The sequence below is a fragment of the Serratia marcescens genome (genome assembly GCF_001902635.1).
Lineage (GTDB): Bacteria > Pseudomonadota > Gammaproteobacteria > Enterobacterales > Enterobacteriaceae > Serratia > Serratia marcescens_F.
Window position 1 is genome coordinate 239,471 of sequence record NZ_MJAO01000006.1, and the last position, 16,214, is coordinate 255,684.

Annotated in this window: 17 protein-coding genes and 1 tRNA gene; 13 read left to right on the forward strand and 5 right to left on the reverse strand. The window is 61.7% G+C overall.

The annotated features are described in order from the left end of the window. Positions 1-90 precede the first annotated feature (90 nt). From BHU62_RS08255 to hpaC, 11 genes are all read left to right on the forward strand, one after another. Positions 91-723 carry a fumarylacetoacetate hydrolase family protein gene (locus BHU62_RS08255; protein ID WP_073531481.1) on the forward strand — a complete coding sequence of 211 codons (633 nt, stop codon included), beginning with the start codon at positions 91-93 and terminating at the stop codon, positions 721-723. After that, complete coding sequence (locus BHU62_RS08260; protein WP_073531482.1) at positions 720-1,484, forward strand: fumarylacetoacetate hydrolase family protein; 765 nt, start codon at positions 720-722, stop codon at positions 1,482-1,484. The genes BHU62_RS08255 and BHU62_RS08260 overlap by 4 nt, the downstream gene beginning before the upstream one ends. Then, a complete protein-coding gene (gene hpaE, locus BHU62_RS08265) occupies positions 1,481-2,935 on the forward strand; it encodes a 5-carboxymethyl-2-hydroxymuconate semialdehyde dehydrogenase (RefSeq protein ID WP_025305185.1) in 1,455 nt (484 codons plus the stop codon). The genes BHU62_RS08260 and hpaE overlap by 4 nt, the downstream gene beginning before the upstream one ends. Positions 2,936-3,100: 165 nt before the next feature. Beyond that, the gene (gene hpaD, locus BHU62_RS08270) at positions 3,101-3,958 is read left to right on the forward strand and encodes a 3,4-dihydroxyphenylacetate 2,3-dioxygenase (protein WP_049202357.1); all 858 of its coding nucleotides are present in this window, start codon (positions 3,101-3,103) and stop codon (positions 3,956-3,958) included. A gap of 9 nt (positions 3,959-3,967) precedes the next feature. Beyond that, positions 3,968-4,354 carry a 5-carboxymethyl-2-hydroxymuconate Delta-isomerase gene (locus tag BHU62_RS08275; protein ID WP_073531483.1) on the forward strand — a complete coding sequence of 129 codons (387 nt, stop codon included), beginning with the start codon at positions 3,968-3,970 and terminating at the stop codon, positions 4,352-4,354. A 14-nt stretch (positions 4,355-4,368) separates the two neighbouring features. Further along, the gene (hpaH, locus tag BHU62_RS08280; protein WP_073531484.1) at positions 4,369-5,172 is read left to right on the forward strand and encodes a 2-oxo-hept-4-ene-1,7-dioate hydratase; all 804 of its coding nucleotides are present in this window, start codon (positions 4,369-4,371) and stop codon (positions 5,170-5,172) included. A gap of 75 nt (positions 5,173-5,247) precedes the next feature. Beyond that, positions 5,248-6,042: a 4-hydroxy-2-oxoheptanedioate aldolase gene (gene hpaI, locus BHU62_RS08285; RefSeq protein WP_073531485.1), complete on the forward strand. Its 795-nt coding sequence runs from the start codon at positions 5,248-5,250 to the stop codon at positions 6,040-6,042. 3 nt (positions 6,043-6,045) lie between these two features. Beyond that, entirely contained in the window at positions 6,046-7,416 is a 1,371-nt protein-coding gene (gene hpaX / locus BHU62_RS08290; RefSeq protein WP_073531486.1) for a 4-hydroxyphenylacetate permease, read from the forward strand. Between the two features lie 34 nt (positions 7,417-7,450). After that, positions 7,451-8,347 carry a 4-hydroxyphenylacetate catabolism regulatory protein HpaA gene (gene hpaA, locus BHU62_RS08295; protein ID WP_038878427.1) on the forward strand — a complete coding sequence of 299 codons (897 nt, stop codon included), beginning with the start codon at positions 7,451-7,453 and terminating at the stop codon, positions 8,345-8,347. A gap of 178 nt (positions 8,348-8,525) precedes the next feature. Continuing rightward, positions 8,526-10,088: a 4-hydroxyphenylacetate 3-monooxygenase, oxygenase component gene (gene hpaB / locus BHU62_RS08300; RefSeq protein WP_047569441.1), complete on the forward strand. Its 1,563-nt coding sequence runs from the start codon at positions 8,526-8,528 to the stop codon at positions 10,086-10,088. A gap of 16 nt (positions 10,089-10,104) precedes the next feature. Continuing rightward, on the forward strand, positions 10,105-10,620 hold the full coding sequence (hpaC, locus tag BHU62_RS08305) for a 4-hydroxyphenylacetate 3-monooxygenase, reductase component (protein ID WP_073531487.1): 516 nt from the start codon (positions 10,105-10,107) through the stop codon (positions 10,618-10,620). A 33-nt stretch (positions 10,621-10,653) separates the two neighbouring features. Here the strand turns inward: hpaC and ampH are convergent, their stop codons facing one another. The 3 genes from ampH to BHU62_RS08320 form a co-directional block, all read right to left on the reverse strand. Beyond that, entirely contained in the window at positions 10,654-11,796 is a 1,143-nt protein-coding gene (gene ampH / locus BHU62_RS08310; RefSeq protein WP_073531488.1) for a D-alanyl-D-alanine-carboxypeptidase/endopeptidase AmpH, read from the reverse strand. Positions 11,797-11,922: 126 nt separating this feature from the next. Next, the gene (locus BHU62_RS08315; RefSeq protein WP_265341098.1) at positions 11,923-12,159 is read right to left on the reverse strand and encodes an FCD domain-containing protein; all 237 of its coding nucleotides are present in this window, start codon (positions 12,157-12,159) and stop codon (positions 11,923-11,925) included. Beyond that, positions 12,156-13,358, reverse strand: coding sequence for an MFS transporter (locus BHU62_RS08320; protein WP_073531489.1), 1,203 nt, complete (start codon positions 13,356-13,358; stop codon positions 12,156-12,158). Before BHU62_RS08320 ends, BHU62_RS08315 begins: the two co-directional genes overlap by 4 nt. Before the next feature lie 108 nt (positions 13,359-13,466). Here BHU62_RS08320 and BHU62_RS08325 point away from each other — a divergent pair, with 108 nt between their 5' ends. Next, entirely contained in the window at positions 13,467-14,378 is a 912-nt protein-coding gene (locus BHU62_RS08325) for a LysR family transcriptional regulator (RefSeq protein ID WP_073531490.1), read from the forward strand. Here BHU62_RS08325 and BHU62_RS08330 read toward each other — a convergent pair. Further along, a complete protein-coding gene (locus BHU62_RS08330; RefSeq protein WP_073531491.1) occupies positions 14,375-15,472 on the reverse strand; it encodes a GGDEF domain-containing protein in 1,098 nt (365 codons plus the stop codon). The genes BHU62_RS08325 and BHU62_RS08330 overlap by 4 nt on opposite strands. 261 nt (positions 15,473-15,733) lie before the next feature. Between BHU62_RS08330 and BHU62_RS08335 the strand changes: the two genes are divergently transcribed. After that, the gene (locus BHU62_RS08335; RefSeq protein WP_073531492.1) at positions 15,734-16,018 is read left to right on the forward strand and encodes a DUF1435 domain-containing protein; all 285 of its coding nucleotides are present in this window, start codon (positions 15,734-15,736) and stop codon (positions 16,016-16,018) included. A gap of 88 nt (positions 16,019-16,106) precedes the next feature. On the opposite strand, the gene BHU62_RS08340 is transcribed toward BHU62_RS08335, so the two are convergent. After that, positions 16,107-16,193, reverse strand: a tRNA-Leu gene (locus tag BHU62_RS08340). Positions 16,194-16,214: the final 21 nt, after the last annotated feature.

The window sequence follows — 16,214 nt, forward strand, 5'->3', positions numbered from 1 at the left end:
GCGTTGCGTAAAAGCTGCACAGCGTATAAAACTAATCATTAATATATTAATGAATGCCGGTTGTCATGTTTTGCCATTGGAGGAGTTCGCATGAAAGGCACCGTATTTTCCGTTGCGCTGAACCACCGCAGCCAACTGGACGCCTGGGATCAGGCGTTTCACCAGCCGCCGTATCAGACCCCGCCCAAAACCCCGGTCTGGTTTATCAAACCGCGCAACACCCACCTCGCCAACGGCGGGGCGATCCCGTTTCCGGCCGGTGAAACCGTGCAGAGCGGCGGCACGCTGGCGGTGATCATCGGCGACACCGCACGCAAGGTGCCGGCGGCGCAGGTGAGCCGTTATCTGGCCGGTTACGCGTTGGCCAACGACGTCAGCCTGCCGGAAAGCAGCTTCTACCGCCCGGCGATCAAGGCCAAATGTCGCGACGGTTTCTGCCCGCTGGGAGAAATTGGCCAGCTGGTGAATGCCGATCGGCTGGAGATCGTCACCGAGATCAACGGCGTGGAGCAGGATCGCTGGTCCACTGCCGATCTGGTGCGTTCGGTGCCGGAGCTGATCGCCGCCATCAGCGACTTCATTACCCTGCAGCCGGGCGATGCGGTGCTGATCGGCACCCCGCACCAGCGGGTGGAGATCAAACCGGGGGATGAGGTGACGGTGCGCGCCGCCGGCCTGCCCACTCTGACCAACCGCGTCACCCAGGCAGGAGCCGCATCATGAAACATGCCCGTATTCGCCATCATGGCCAGGTCGTCAACGTGCAGGTCGACGACCAACTGCGCGTCACGCTGCCGAACGGCGAGGTGTTGCAGGAGCGCGAAGTGGAATGGTTGCCGCCGGCGCAGGGTACGGTATTTGCCCTGGGGCTGAACTATGCCGATCACGCCAGCGAGCTGGAATTCAAGGCGCCGGAAGAACCGTTGGTGTTCCTCAAGGCGCCGAACACCCTGACCGGCCACCGCCAGGTGTCGGTGCGCCCGGCCGGCGTGGAGTACATGCATTACGAAGCGGAGCTGGTGGCGGTGATCGGCAAGACCGCGCGCAACGTCAGCCGCGAGCGCGCCATGGAGTACGTGGCGGGTTACACCCTGTGCAACGACTACGCCATCCGCGATTACCTGGAGAACTACTACCGGCCGAATCTGCGGGTGAAGAGCCGCGATACCCTGACGCCGATCGGGCCCTACATCGTCGATCGCGACGACATCGCCGATCCGCACCGGCTGGCGCTCAGCACCTACGTCAACGGTGAACTGCGCCAGCGCGGCAGCACCGCCGACATGATTTTCGACATTCCGTTCTTGATTGCCTACCTGAGCGAATTCATGACGCTGCAGCCGGGCGACATGATTGCCACCGGCACGCCGAAAGGGCTGGCCGACGTGCAGCCAGGCGACGAAGTGGTGGTGGAGATCGAGGGCATCGGCCGTCTGGTTAACCACATTATCAGTGAAAAAGATTACGAGGAGAGCCTGCGATGAAAACCATCAACCACTGGATCAACGGCAAGAACGTCGCCAGCAAAGAGTACTTCACCACCACCAACCCGGCGAACGGTGAGGTGCTGGCGGAGGTGGCCTCCGGCGGCCAGCTGGAGATCGACCAGGCGGTGGCGGCAGCGAAAGAGGCTTTCCCCAAGTGGGCCAACACGCCGATGAAAGAGCGTGCGCGCCTGATGCGCCGTTTGGGTGAACTGATCGACCAGAACGTGCCGCAGATTGCCGAAATGGAAACCGCCGACACCGGCCTGCCGATCCACCAGACCAAAAACGTGCTGATCCCGCGCGCTTCGCACAACTTCGAGTTCTTCGCCGAGGTGTGCCAGCAGATGAACGGCAAGACCTACCCGGTGGACGACAAGATGCTCAACTACACGCTGGTACAGCCGGTGGGGGTGTGCGCGCTGGTGTCGCCGTGGAACGTGCCGTTCATGACCGCTACCTGGAAAACCGCGCCTTGCCTGGCGTTGGGCAACACCGCGGTGCTGAAGATGTCCGAACTGTCGCCGTTGACTGCCGATCGCCTGGGCGAGCTGGCGCTGGAGGCCGGCATTCCGGCCGGGGTGCTGAACGTGGTGCAGGGCTACGGCGCCACCGCCGGCGACGCATTGGTGCGCCATAAAGACGTGCGTGCGGTCTCCTTCACCGGCGGCACCGCCACCGGCCGCCGTATTATCGAAAGCGCCGGGCTGAAGAAATTCTCCATGGAGCTGGGCGGCAAGTCGCCGGTGCTGATCTTTGAAGACGCCGACATCGAGCGGGCGCTCGACGCCGCGCTGTTCACCATCTTCTCGATCAACGGCGAACGCTGCACCGCCGGTTCGCGCATCTTCATTCAGGAGAGCATCTACCCGGAATTCGTCAAACGCTTCGCCGAGCGCGCCAACCGCCTGCGCGTGGGCGATCCGCAAGATCCCAACACCCAGGTGGGGGCGCTGATCAGCCCGCAGCACTGGGAAAAAGTCTCCGGCTATATCCGCCTCGGGGTGGAAGAAGGGGCGACCCTGCTGGCCGGCGGCCCGGACAAACCGGCCGGCTTGAGCCACGGCAACTTCCTGCGCCCGACGGTGCTGGCGGATGTCGACAACCGGATGCGCGTGGCGCAGGAGGAGATCTTCGGGCCGGTGGCCTGCCTGTTGCCGTTCAAATCGGAAGAAGACGGCCTGCGCATGGCCAACGACGTGGAGTACGGCCTGGCGTCGTACATCTGGACGCAGGATGTGAGCAAGGTTCTGCGCCTGGCCCGCGGCATTGAAGCGGGTATGGTTTTCGTCAACACCCAAAACGTACGCGATCTGCGCCAACCGTTCGGCGGCGTGAAAGCTTCCGGCACCGGCCGCGAAGGCGGCGAATACAGCTTCGAAGTGTTCGCCGAAATGAAGAACGTGTGCATTTCCATGGGTGATCACCCGATCCCTAAATGGGGCGTTTGATAGCGTCTCTGGCGTTTAAAACTGACAAACATCCCCTAAATATTTCGAGTTGCAGGAAGGCGGCAACTGAGCGAGTCCCGATGAGCTTACTCAGGTAAGCGATTCGGGTGAGTAAAGGCAGCCAACGCATCTGCGGCTTGAAGTATGACGGGGATAGGAGGACTTATGGGTAAGTTAGCGCTAGCCGCCAAGATTACACATGTTCCATCGATGTATCTGTCGGAAATCCCTGGGAAAAACTTTGGTTGCCGGCAGGCGGCCATCGACGGCCATAAAGAGATCGGTGCGCGCTGCCGCGAGATGGGCGTCGACACCATCGTGGTGTTCGACACCCACTGGCTGGTGAACAGCGCCTATCACATCAACTGCAGTGCGCATTTCTCCGGCGTGTACACCAGCAACGAACTGCCGCATTTCATCCGCGACATGACCTACGACTACGACGGCAACCCGGCGCTGGGGCAGCTGATCGCCGACGAGGCCTGCAAGCTGGGCGTGCGCGCCAAGGCGCACGACATCCCGAGCCTGAAGCTGGAATACGGCACGCTGGTGCCGATGCGCTACATGAATGCCGACAAGCATTTCAAGGTGGTGTCGATCTCGGCGTTTTGCACCGTGCATGACTTCGCCGACAGCCGCCGGCTGGGCGAGGCGCTGAAAAGCGCCATCGAGAAATACGACGGCACCGTGGCGGTGCTGGCCAGCGGTTCGCTGTCGCACCGCTTCATCGACGATCAGCGCGCCGAAGAGGGCATGAACAGCTATACCCGCCAGTTCGATCAGCAAATGGACGAACGGGTGGTCAAGCTGTGGGAAGAGGGGCGCTTTCGCGAGTTTTGCGAAATGCTGCCGGAGTATGCCGATTACTGCTACGGCGAAGGCAACATGCACGACACCGTGATGCTGCTGGGCCTGCTCGGCTGGGACAAGTACGACGGCAAGGTGGAGTTCATCACCCCGCTGTTCGCCAGTTCCGGTACCGGGCAGGTCAACGCCGTGTTCCCTTTGCCCGCTGAAGCCTGAGGTGTGTGAATGCCCCATTTTTATGCTGAATGTACCGACAACATCCGCCGTGAGGCGGATTTGCCCACCCTGTTCGCCAAGGTCAACGAGGCGTTGGCCGCGACCGGCATCTTCCCGCTGGCCGGGGTGCGCAGCCGTGCCATCTGGCTCGACACCTGGCAGATGGCCGACGGCAAGCAGGATTACGCCTTCGTGCACATGACGCTGAAGATCGGCCACGGCCGCAGTCTGGAAAGCCGTCAGCAGGTGGGCGAGATGCTGTTTGCGCTGATCAAGGAACACTTCGCCGCGCTGATGGCGCGGCGTTACCTGGCGCTATCTTTCACCCTGGAAGAGCTGGATCCGGTGCTGAATTACAAACAGAACAATGTCCACGCGCTGTTCAACAAGGCGTGAATAAGGGGTCGTAAATGCTGGATAAAGAGCAGGTTAATCGCGCCGTGCAGCGCCTGCATCAGGCGGAAAAGAGTCGTGAGCAGATCCGCGCGCTGTCGCTCGATCATCCCGAGATCACCATCGAAGACGCCTATGCCATTCAGCGGCAGTGGGTGGAGCTGAAGATCGCCGAGGGGCGCACGCTCAAAGGCCACAAGATCGGCCTGACCTCGCGCGCCATGCAGGTCAGCTCGCAGATCACCGAGCCGGACTACGGCGCGCTGTTGGACGACATGTTCTTCAACGATGGCAGCGACATTCCGATCGATCGCTTTATCGTGCCGCGGGTGGAGGTGGAACTGGCGTTCGTGTTGGCCAAGCCGCTGCGCGGGCCGAACTGCACGCTGTTCGACGTCTACAACGCCACCGACTACATCATTCCGGCGCTGGAGATTATCGACGCGCGCAGCCACAACGTCGATCCGGAAACCCAGCGGCCACGCAAGGTGTTCGACACCATTTCCGACAACGCCGCCAACGCCGGGGTAGTGATGGGCGGGCGGCCGATCAAGCCGGATGCGCTGGATCTGCGCTGGATCTCCGCGCTGCTGTACCGCAACGGCGTGATTGAAGAGTCCGGCGTGGCGGCGGCGGTGCTCAACCATCCGGCCAACGGCGTGGCCTGGCTGGCCAACAAGCTGGCGCCGTATGAGGTGGAGCTGGAAGCAGGGCAGGTGATCCTCGGCGGATCCTTCACCCGGCCGGTGCCGGCGCGGCGCGGTGATACCTTCCACGTCGACTACGGCCCGATGGGCTGCATCAGTTGCCGCTTCGTCTAATAAGCAGGCTCGGCGAACCGGGCCGCAATAAACCGGGCGGGCTATGCGCTACGCCCGCTTGTCAGGGAGAATACGATGTTAACCAACCACTTCAAGCGTGCGCTGCAGGAAAAACGCCCGCAGATCGGGCTGTGGCTCGGGCTGTGCAGCAGCTACAGCGCCGAGCTGCTGGCTGGCGCCGGTTTCGACTGGCTGCTGATCGACGGCGAACATGCGCCCAACAACGTGCAGACGGTGCTGGGGCAGCTGCAGGCGGTCGCGCCTTACCCGAGCCAACCGGTAGTGCGTCCGCCGTGGAACGACGCGGTGATCATCAAACAGCTGTTGGACGTCGGCGCGCAAACCTTGCTTATCCCGATGATTCAAAACGCCGAACAGGCGCGTGACGCGGTGCGCGCCACGCGCTATCCGCCGCACGGGGTGCGCGGCGTCGGCAGCGCCCTGGCGCGCGCTTCGCGCTGGAACCGGGTGCCGAATTACCTGCAACAGGCCGATGAACAGATGTGCGTGCTGGTGCAGATTGAAACCCGCGAAGCGGTGAAAAACCTCGACGCCATTTTGCAGGTGGAAGGGGTGGACGGCGTGTTTATCGGCCCGGCGGATCTCAGCGCCGACATGGGCTTCGCCGGCAATCCGCAGCACCCGGAGGTGCAACGTACCATCGACGACGCCATCGCGCGCATTCGCGCCGCCGGCAAGGCGCCGGGCATTCTGATGGCCAACAAAGCACTGGCGCAGCGCTATCTGGAAGCCGGCGCGCTGTTCGTCGCGGTGGGGGTGGATACCACCCTGCTGGCGCGGGCGGCGGAGGCTCTGGCGGACGAATTCAAACAGGGCGGGGTGCAAGCGCCTTCATCGGGGGTCTACTGAACCATGAACCACGTCGATTCGCTGCAGCCGGCCAACCCGGCGCAGCAACATAAAGCGTTAACCGCCGCCGAGCAATCGGTGATTAAAAAGTTGTTTCGGCGCCTGATCATTTTCCTGTTCGTGTTGTTTGTTTTCTCTTTCCTCGACCGTATCAACATCGGCTTCGCCGGGCTGACGATGGGCAAAGATCTCGGCCTCAGCTCGACCATGTTCGGGCTGGCGGCGACGTTGTTCTATGTCACCTACGTGATCTTCGGCATTCCGAGCAACATGATGTTGAGCCGGGTCGGCGCGCGGCGCTGGATCGCCACTATCATGGTGTTGTGGGGCATCGCTTCCACCTGCACGATGTTCGCCACCGGGCCGACCAGCCTGTATGTGCTGCGCATGATCGTCGGCATCACCGAAGCCGGCTTCCTGCCGGGCATTCTGGTGTACCTCACCTACTGGTTCCCGGCGTTCTACCGCGCCCGCGCCAACGCCTTGTTCATGATCGCCATGCCGGTGACCATGGCGATCGGCTCGCTGGTCTCCGGCTATATACTGGCGCTGGACGGGGTGATGAACCTGAAGGGCTGGCAGTGGCTGTTCCTGCTGGAAGGCATTCCGTCGGTGCTGCTGGGCGTGGTGGTGTGGTTCTACCTCGACGATACGCCGGCCAAGGCCAAGTGGCTGACCGACGAGGAAAAGGCCAGCCTGCAGGCGATGATGGAGGCCGACAAACTGCAGCTGGTGCAGCCCAACGGGCCGAGCAGCCATCGCGCGTTGCAGCAACGCAGCCTGTGGCGCGAGATCTTCACGCCGATCGTGCTGATGTATACGCTGGCCTATTTCTGCCTGACCAACACCCTGAGCGCGATCAACATCTGGACGCCGCAGATCTTGCAAAGCTTCAACCAGGGCAGCAGCAACGTGACGATCGGCATTCTGGCGGCGATCCCGCAGATCTGCACCATCGCCGGCATGGTGTGGTGGAGCAAACGATCCGACAGGCTGCAGGAGCGCAAGCATCACACCGCGCTGCCGTACCTGTTCGCCGCCGCCGGCTGGCTGCTGGCGTCCGCCACCGATCACAGCCTGATCCAGTTGCTGGGGATCGTGATGGCCTCGGTCGGCTCCTTTACCGCCATGGCGATCTTCTGGACCACGCCGGATCAGTCGATCAGTCTGGAAGCGCGGGCGGTGGGGATCGCGGTGATCAACGCCACCGGCAACATCGGCTCGGCGCTCAGCCCGCTGTTGATCGGCTGGTTCAAGGACATGACCGGCAGCTTCAACTCCGGGCTGTATTTCGTCTCGGCGCTGTTGATCGTCGGCGCCGTGCTGGTGTGGCGCATTCCGATGAAGGATTCGCGCCCGAGAGCGACGCCTTGATACGCAAGTGGGCATGATTGCAGGAGGTCATGAGGTGCGGAAAAGTACCGGCTTTATCGCCAACATCGATATTTGCAAAGAGTATGACGCACGCTACGCCGCCGACGAGGTGCACTACGAAACCTTCGCCGGGCTGGCGGCGTTCTTCGGCCGCGACATGCAGGTGCACTGGCACGACTGCTTCTTCCAGGTGCATTTCCTGGAGACCGGCAAGATAGAGCTGCAGCTCGACGATCAGCACTATTCGGTGCAGGCGCCGCTGTTCATCCTCACGCCGCCGTCGGTGCCGCATGCGTTCTTCACCGAACCGGACAGCGACGGCCACGTGCTGACGGTGCGCCAGGAGCTGATCTGGCCGCTGCTGGAGCGCCTGTATCCCGGCAGCAACCTGGCGCTGGATATGCCGGGTATCTGCCTGTCGCTGGCCGACGCGCCGCAGGAGCTGACGGCGCTCAGCCACTACTGGGCGCTGATCCGCCGCGAATTCGGCCAGAACCTGGCCGGGCGCGAACAGACGCTGGCGTTGCTGGCGCAGGCGGTGTTCACGCTGCTGCTGCGCAACACCGCGCTGGAAGACAGCGCCAACAGCGGCGTGCGCGGCGAACTGCAGCTGTTTCAGCGCTTCAACAAGATGGTGGACGAACGTTTTCGCGAGCACCTGCCGGTGCCGGAGTATGCGCAGGCGCTAGGGGTGACCGAATCGCGGCTCAACGACCTGTGCCGGCGCTTCGCCAACCGGCCGCCCAAACGGCTGATCTTCGATCGGCTGCTGCGCGAGGCCAAACGCATGCTGCTGTTCAGCGCCTGTACGGTGCATGAAACCGCCTACAGCCTCGGCTTCAAGGATCCGGCCTATTTCGCCCGTTTTTTCAATCGGCTGGAAGGCTGTTCCCCCTCGACCTACCGCGCGGCGCAACACGCCCTTTCGTAACCGCGATCACAGTTTGCCGCGAAAGCGGCAAACTGACCTGAAAAGTACCGGCGATTGCCGCAAAAGTCTCTTCTCGAAATCGGCTTTGGCAGCTTCAATTAAGCAACCAAAAGAAAACATTATTTTAACAAATGGCCGAATGCACGGCCTGAAAAATGCCGATTACGAGGAAGACCCAATGAAACCAGAAGACTTTCGTGCCGACAGCAAACGCCCGTTCACCGGCGCCGAATACCTGAAAAGTTTGCAGGACAGCCGCGAAATCTACATTTACGGCGAACGCGTGAAAGACGTCACCACGCACCCGGCGTTCCGCAATGCGGCGGCATCTGTCGGCCAGCTGTACGACGCGCTGCACGATCCGGCCAGCCAGGATCGCCTGTGCTGGAACACCGACACCGGCAACGGCGGCTACACCCATAAATTCTTCCGCTACGCCCGCAGCCCGGAAGAGATGCGCCAGCAGCGCGATGCCATCGCCGACTGGTCGCGCCAAAGCTACGGCTGGATGGGGCGCACGCCGGACTACAAGGCGGCCTTCGGCTGCGCGCTGGGCGCTTATCCGGAGTTCTACGGCCAGTTCGCCGACAACGCGCGCCATTGGTACAAACGCATTCAGGAAACCGGGCTCTATTTCAACCACGCCATCGTCAACCCGCCGATCGATCGCCATAAGCCGGTCAACGAGGTGAAGGACGTCTACATTCAGGTGGAGAAAGAGACCGATGCCGGCATCGTGGTCAGCGGTGCTAAAGTGGTGGCCACCAACTCGGCGTTGACCCACTACAACTTTATCGGTTTCGGCTCGGCGCAGGTGATGGGCGACAATCCGGACTTCGCGTTGATGTTCGTGGCGCCGATGGACGCCGAAGGGGTGAAGCTGATTTCACGCGCCTCCTACGAGCTGGTGGCCGGTGCTACCGGTTCGCCGTTCGACTACCCACTCACCAGCCGCTTCGACGAGAACGATGCGATCCTGATCATGGATCATGTGTTGATCCCGTGGGAAAACGTGCTGATCTACCGCGATTTCGACCGCTGCCGCCGCTGGAGCACCCAGGGCGGTTTCGCCCGGCTGTTCCCGCTGCAGGCCTGCGTGCGCCTGGCGGTGAAGATGGACTTCATCACCGCACTGCTGCAAAAGAGCCTCTCGTGCACCGGCGTGCTGGAGTTCCGCGGCGTGCAGGCCGATTTGGGCGAAGTGGTGGCCTGGCGCAACCTGTTCTGGTCGCTGAGCGACGCGATGTGCGCCGAAGCCACTAAATGGGAAAACGGCGCCTACCTGCCGGATTCCGCCGCGCTGCAAACCTACCGGGTGATGGCACCGATGGCCTACACCAAGGTGAAGCACATCATCGAGAAGAACGTCACCAGCGGCCTGATCTACTTGCCGTCCAGCGTGCGCGACATGAACAACCCGGAGATCGACAAGTACCTGGCGCGCTACGTGCGCGGATCGGACGGCATGGATCATGTCGAGCGCATCAAGATCCTTAAGCTGATGTGGGATGCGATCGGCAGCGAATTCGGCGGCCGCCACGAGCTGTATGAGATCAACTACGCCGGCAGCCAGGATGAGATCCGCCTGCAGTGCCTGCGCCACGCGCAGGGATCCGGCAATATGGATCGCATGATGCAGATGGTCGACAAGTGCCTGGCCGATTACGATCAGCACGGCTGGAAGGTGCCGCACCTGCGCAATAATGACGATATTAATCAGTTGGATAATCTGCTGAAGTAATTCAGGAGGAGGTTGTATGTCTCAGGAAAATGAACAGCGCCTGCGCTTTCGCGACGCCATGGCCAGCCTGTCGGCGGCGGTGAATATCGTTACCACCGACGGCCCGGCGGGGCGCTGCGGCATCACCGCCACGGCGGTATGCTCGGTGACCGACACACCGCCGACGCTGCTGGTGTGCATCAACCGCAACAGCGCGATGAACCCGGTGTTTCAGGAAAACCGCAAGCTGTGCGTCAACGTGCTCAACCATGAGCAAGAGCTGATGGCGCGCCATTTCGCCGGCATGACCGGCGTCAGCATGGAAGATCGTTTCCGGCTGGAAGAGTGGCAGCTCGGCGCGCTGGGGCAGCCGGTGCTGCGCAATACCCTGGCCAGCCTGGAAGGGGAGATCGAGCAGATCCAGAGTATTGGTACCCACCAGATGTACCTGGTGCAGATCAAGCAGATCGCGTTGAGCGACGCCGGTAACGGCCTGATCTACTTTAAGCGCAATTTCCATCCGGTGATCCACCAGATGGCGGTGCCGGCCTGAGGCGTTGGGGCGCAGCAGGCTGCGCCCCGCGTATCAACTCTTGTTAGCCGCCAGATCGCTCACCAGGCGGTTGACCGGATCGCTCATGTTGGTGAACTTGCTCAGCTCCGAGCGGGTCACCACCACGAACACCCCGACGTTTTTCGCCGGAATCATCGCCATGTAGGTAATGAACCCGCCGCCGCCGCCGGTCTTCTGGATGATGCCCGGCAGCCCGTCCTTCGGTGCCATATACACCCAACCTAATCCCAACGCATCCGCTTGCCCAGGCACGTCCATGCCCTTCAGCGACACCAGATCGTGGCGCTGGAAGTACATGGTTTGCTCGCTGGCGGCGGTGGCCTTGCGCGGGCCGCTGGCGCTGGAGGAGAGGAACTGCTGCATCCAGCGTTGCATGTCGCGCGGGGTGGAGTAGACGCCGCCGCTGCCGGCCGCGGCGGTGGTGTCGCGACAGGCGCTCGGGCCGGTCGCCGCTACCATCAGGCGCGAGCACTGTTCGGCGCTCGGCGTCAGCGTGGTGTCGACCATGCCGAGCGGCGCGGTGATTTTTTCTTTCAACAGCGCGTTGTAAGGCTTGCCGGCGGCGCGCGACAGCGCATCGGCCAGCAGGTCATACGCCAGGTTGGAATAAGCCGCGTGCACGCCCGGCGGCACCGTAACGTTGGCATGCGCCAGCCACTGCCAGCGCTGAGCCTTGGTCGGCCAGGTGAACACCGGCGTTTTCGGCGGCTTCTTGCCCGGCTGCTCGCGCGGCAGCGAGCTGGTGTGGGTCGCCAGGTTCAGCAGGGTGATCGGCTGGCCGGCGTTGTAGGCCGGCACATAGGCGCCTTTGGGGGCGTACTTGCGCAGCGGGTCGTTCAGCTTGACCTGGCCTTCCGCCGCCATTTTCACCATCACTTCGCTGGTCATCAGCTTGGTGATCGAGGCGATGCGGATCAGCGAATCCGGGCGCGGGCGCAGGTTGTTGCCGGGTTTGGTGTCGCCGAAACTGCGGTTAACTACCTGATTGCCGTCGATCACCACCAGCGCCATACCGGTGGCGCCGCTGTTGTAAAAAATATGTTCGGCATACTGGTCGACGATTTGCGAAGCCAGCTGCGGGGGCGCGGCCTGCACGGCCAGCGGCGCGGCGCACAGGCCCAACGCCAGCAATAAAGCGGAGACAGAGTTCTTCAACGATCGTTATCCATTTAACAATGCCGCGGGAAAGGGCGTAATTCGTCACCCAGTGTAATGCGCCTACGCCCTGGCTGCATGTAGAAAAAAGAGCGGTGACGATAAAATTTTTTAACCGCCGGCGCCCTACTGCGCGCGGGTGAAAATAGCGATCACTTCATCGAGGTGCGCCTTCATCGCCTTGCGGGCGCCGCGCACGTCGCGCGCTTCGATCGCCGCCAGGATCGCCCGGTGTTCCAGCTCAGAGCGGTGCGGCATGTCGTCCGGCGTATAGTGGCGCTGCAGCACGCAGGACATGCTGCCGCTGCTGTGCTTCGCGGTGGTGTCGAGCTGCGGGCTGAGGCAGCGCCGTGCCTGATTCAACCCGGCGGCGAATCGGCCTTCGCCGCCGTTGTCAGCGCTTGCGGGCGGGTTCGCATAAGGATCGTCAACGCCAACAGCAGCACCATGCCGGACAGCACGCCGTTTATCGTCAAGCCTCCGGCGTCCACCACCCACCCACCCGCCAGCGAACCGCAGGAAATCGCCAGATTGAACAGCGCGATATACAGCGAAGAGGCGACCTCGACTGCGTCGGGGGCCGCCTTGAGCATCCATGCCATCAGCGCAACGGATACGCCGCCATAGGCGATGCCCCACAGCAGGAGGAAGGCACTACCGCTCAGCGGTGCGTGGCCCAGCAGCGGCAGCAGCAGGACGGCGAGCGCCAGCCCGAAGGCGATCAGCGCCAGGGTGCGGCGCAGCCGCTTGGCGGCGGCCTGGCCGGCGATGAAATTCCCGACGATACCGGCGACGCCGTAGGCGAACAGCAGCGGCCCCACCCAGCGATCCTCGATACCGGCGACCGTCTGCAGCAGTGGGCGGACAAAGGTGTAGGCCATAAAGTGGCCGGCGACCAGCAGAAATGTCAGCAGCAGCCCAAGCCGCAAACGGCGATTCGCGCGCTGCGCGGTGAACGAGCGCCAGCTCACCGCCTGCGTGACCGGCAGCCGCGGCAGCACGCACAGCAGCAGGAGCAGGGTCAGCGCCGCCAGGACGGCGATGGCCAGAAACGCCATGCGCCAGCCCAGCGCCTCGCCGAGGAACACCCCGAGCGGCACGCCGAACACCGATGCCGCCGCTACGCCGCCGAAGATGACGGACAGCGCCAATCCGACGGAGGCCGGCGGCACCAGACGTTCCGCCAACCCGCCCGCGATGGCCCAGATACCGCCGATGCAAAAACCCAGCAGGATACGTGCCACGAACAGCAGCGCCATGGAGGTGGCGGCGGCGGCCAGCAGGTTGGCGGCGATCAGCAGCAGTAGAAAAGCGACCAGCAGGCTGCGGCGATCCGTCCGCCGGGCGCCCAGCACCACCAGCGGTGCGAACAGCGCGGCGAACAAGGCAGGCAGGGAAATCAGCAGCCCGGCGCGGCCGATCGTGGTGTCTAGGGTGCTGACGATCGGGGTCAGCAGCCCGACGGGCAGCATTTCTGCCGTGACGACGGTGAAAGTGGACAGGCCGATGGCGAAGGTCGCCAGCCAGGATTTTGCGCCGCCGCCGGCGTGTAAGGCACTCATAATGATTCTCCCAACAGATGAAGAGCCTCAGTGTATCCGCGCCAAAATGGCTGATAAACTGGCAGGAATGCGCAACATTGGGGACAAATCGTGGCTAATTTACCGTCTATGCCGTTGGATAACCTGACCGACCTGTTGGTATTCATTCGCGTCGCCGACGCCTGCAGCTTCACGCTGGCGGCCGAGAGGTTGGGCATCTCCCGCTCGGCGGCGGGCAAATGCGTGAACCGGCTGGAGGAGCGATTGGCCACCCGACTGCTGCAGCGCACCACGCGCAGCGTCAGCCTGACCGAAGACGGCGCGGTGTTTTACGAGTATGCGCAGCGCATCCTGTCGCAGGCTGAAGAGGCGGAAACGGCGCTGAATACGCGGCGGCAAACCCCGCGCGGGCGGCTGCGGCTGGATCTGCCGGTTTCGTTGGGGCGGTTGCATATCCTGCCGATTTTGCGGGAGTTTTTGGCGCAGTGGCCGGAGGTGGACGCCGATGTCAGCTTCTCCGACGATTACAGCGATCTGGTGCGTGACGGTATCGACGTGGCTGTCCGTGTCGGCGGCAGCGACGACAGCCGACTGGTGCGGCGGGTGCTCGCGCCGCATCGTCTGATCACCTGCGCGGCGCCGGACTATCTGGCGCGGCATGGTACGCCTGCGAAACCGGAGGCGTTGAGCGACCACGAGACGCTGGTCTTCAGCCATCAGGGGCTGCCGGCGCCCTGGCGCTATCGGGTCAACGGCCAACCGCACGAACAGCCGGTGCGCGGCCGGATGCGTTTCAACAACGTCGAGGCCTTGCGGGATGCCGCCGTCGCCGGGGCCGGTCTGTGCCAAGTGGGGGCGTTTCTGGTCGGTGAGCAGATCGCGACCGGTACGCTGGTGCCGGTGCTGGAGCGCTATTGTCGCCCGGGGCCGCCGATCTGCGCCGTCTATCCCAGCCGGCGCCATCTCTCCCCCAAGGTGAAACTGTTCCTGGCGGCAATCGAACAGCGCTGGCAGGGCAAGGCGATTTGGGAAGCCGACTAGCGAACGTGTTGTTCCTGCGGCTGCAGCAGGGGGGGCTGGACGTTTTGCGCCAGCTGGATATTGTTACGGCCGCTGTTTTTCGCGTGATAGAGCGCAGCGTCGGCCGCGCCGATCGCCGATTCGACGTCCAGCTTGTCCAACGCCGAAATGCCGGCGCTGAGCGTCAGCGTGCCGCTGTGCTGCTGGCTGGCGCTATGCGGGATATTCAGTTCCGCCACCCGTTGACGCACGCGCTCGGCCAGCTGCGCCGCGTAGCCTTCATGCACGTTGATCAACAGCACCAAAAACTCTTCCCCGCCGTAACGCACCACGATATCGCGCGAGCGCACCGCATCGCGGATGGCGACCGCCACCTGCACCAGCGCCCGATCGCCCATTGCGTGGCCGTAGCTGTCGTTGTAGACCTTGAAGTGATCGATATCCAACAGCAACACGTAATGGCGGCCGGTTTGCGGTTCCAGCAGCATATTGATCTTATTCTCCAGCCCGCGGCGGTTATAAAGGCCGGTCAGGGGATCGAGCATGCTCAAATTATTGAATCTGTCCCGTTCGTTATACAGATTGGCTACCAGCGCATGGGTAAAGATTTCACTGCGTTTCAACATCAGATGGTGGATGGAGAAAGCGATAATAGGTAATAGCGTCGTGAATAATATCCGCAGGGTATTATGCATGCCGTCTAAAGCCAGGATCACCATTGCGGAAGGCACGGCATGTAAACAGAACGCGGTAAAATTATCTGTCAGCGAAATAGCGCTGATAAGAAATATGCTGAACAAACTAATTAATAAAAAATCTTGGTTGTTCGGCAGGCAATATTGACTTTTAACATAAATATGTGCTGCCCACAGCAGGCCGAGTATGCTGGCGAACAGATTGAGTTTGCAAAGATATTGCCGCGGTGTTTGCAGGGTAAATAGCGCCGCCGCCAGACAAAATAGCGGTATACATAATAAAGGTAGGGTAAAGGAGGGCGTATCCCTAAAAGGGAACAATAACGTAAATGCGGAAGAGGCGGCATTCATCATCAGAAAAAGAAATAATGCCAGGCGCTGCTTGCTGTTCAGTAATTCCTGATAAGAACGGGCGTTCATACGGAGGTCACTCTTTGCAATGTCGTTCTGTCGAATAATTAAGGTTGAGAAGCATTCCCTCGGCGCGAAATATCCACTTGAATTGCATGGTTGATGATTGTAATTATTAACATGCAAACAGGACTAGGAATTTTCTTATGTCAAATTATCATTTTTTCATGCTGGTGTCATCTGGGTTTGGTCACCGCAGTGAAAATGATGCGGCGGTCAAAAAAGTGTTATATGATATTGGTTATCATTATCACTTGAAGGGGGGTTGTCATGCTTACCGCCATGATTGCCGCGTGCGGGCTGTGGGGCGTCAGTTGGTGTCTGGGGAACCGCTTGGCCAGCGCCTGGGGCGTTTTGCTGCCGTGCGCACTGATGCCGCTGTTGGCCTTGATCGAGCTGAATATGATGCAGTTGCGCACCCTGATCGTGATAGCGATGTTGGCGACGCTGGTGATGCTGTTCAACAGCCGGCTGCGCCATTATCTGCTGCTGCCTTCCTGCATGGCGCTGGCGGGCGGCCTGGCGGCAATCAGCCTCAACTTCAGCTTCGCGTAAACGCCGGAAACGGCAAAATCACGCTTAAGCGTGTTTATCATCAGTGCGTTGGGATTTTTTCGAGGAAACTACCGGAGAGATCATCAATTGGTGCGAAGAGAGGGACTTGAACCCTCACGTCCGTAAGGACACTAACACCTGAAGCTAGCGCGTCTACCAATTCCGCCACCTTCGCACAGACATCGTGTTAGCTTGA

Bases quoted from the DNA above. Each gene is read 5' to 3' on its own strand.
- BHU62_RS08255 (WP_073531481.1), top strand. From the start codon at position 91: ATGAAAGGCACCGTATTTTCCGTTGCGCTGAACCACCGCAGCCAACTG.
- BHU62_RS08260 (WP_073531482.1), top strand. From the start codon at position 720: ATGAAACATGCCCGTATTCGCCATCATGGCCAGGTCGTCAACGTGCAG.
- hpaE (WP_025305185.1), top strand. From the start codon at position 1,481: ATGAAAACCATCAACCACTGGATCAACGGCAAGAACGTCGCCAGCAAA.
- hpaD (WP_049202357.1), top strand. From the start codon at position 3,101: ATGGGTAAGTTAGCGCTAGCCGCCAAGATTACACATGTTCCATCGATG.
- BHU62_RS08275 (WP_073531483.1), top strand. From the start codon at position 3,968: ATGCCCCATTTTTATGCTGAATGTACCGACAACATCCGCCGTGAGGCG.
- hpaH (WP_073531484.1), top strand. From the start codon at position 4,369: ATGCTGGATAAAGAGCAGGTTAATCGCGCCGTGCAGCGCCTGCATCAG.
- hpaI (WP_073531485.1), top strand. From the start codon at position 5,248: ATGTTAACCAACCACTTCAAGCGTGCGCTGCAGGAAAAACGCCCGCAG.
- hpaX (WP_073531486.1), top strand. From the start codon at position 6,046: ATGAACCACGTCGATTCGCTGCAGCCGGCCAACCCGGCGCAGCAACAT.
- hpaB (WP_047569441.1), top strand. From the start codon at position 8,526: ATGAAACCAGAAGACTTTCGTGCCGACAGCAAACGCCCGTTCACCGGC.
- hpaC (WP_073531487.1), top strand. From the start codon at position 10,105: ATGTCTCAGGAAAATGAACAGCGCCTGCGCTTTCGCGACGCCATGGCC.
- BHU62_RS08320 (WP_073531489.1), bottom strand. From the start codon at position 13,358: ATGAGTGCCTTACACGCCGGCGGCGGCGCAAAATCCTGGCTGGCGACC.
- BHU62_RS08325 (WP_073531490.1), top strand. From the start codon at position 13,467: ATGCCGTTGGATAACCTGACCGACCTGTTGGTATTCATTCGCGTCGCC.
- BHU62_RS08330 (WP_073531491.1), bottom strand. From the start codon at position 15,472: ATGAACGCCCGTTCTTATCAGGAATTACTGAACAGCAAGCAGCGCCTG.
- BHU62_RS08335 (WP_073531492.1), top strand. From the start codon at position 15,734: ATGCTTACCGCCATGATTGCCGCGTGCGGGCTGTGGGGCGTCAGTTGG.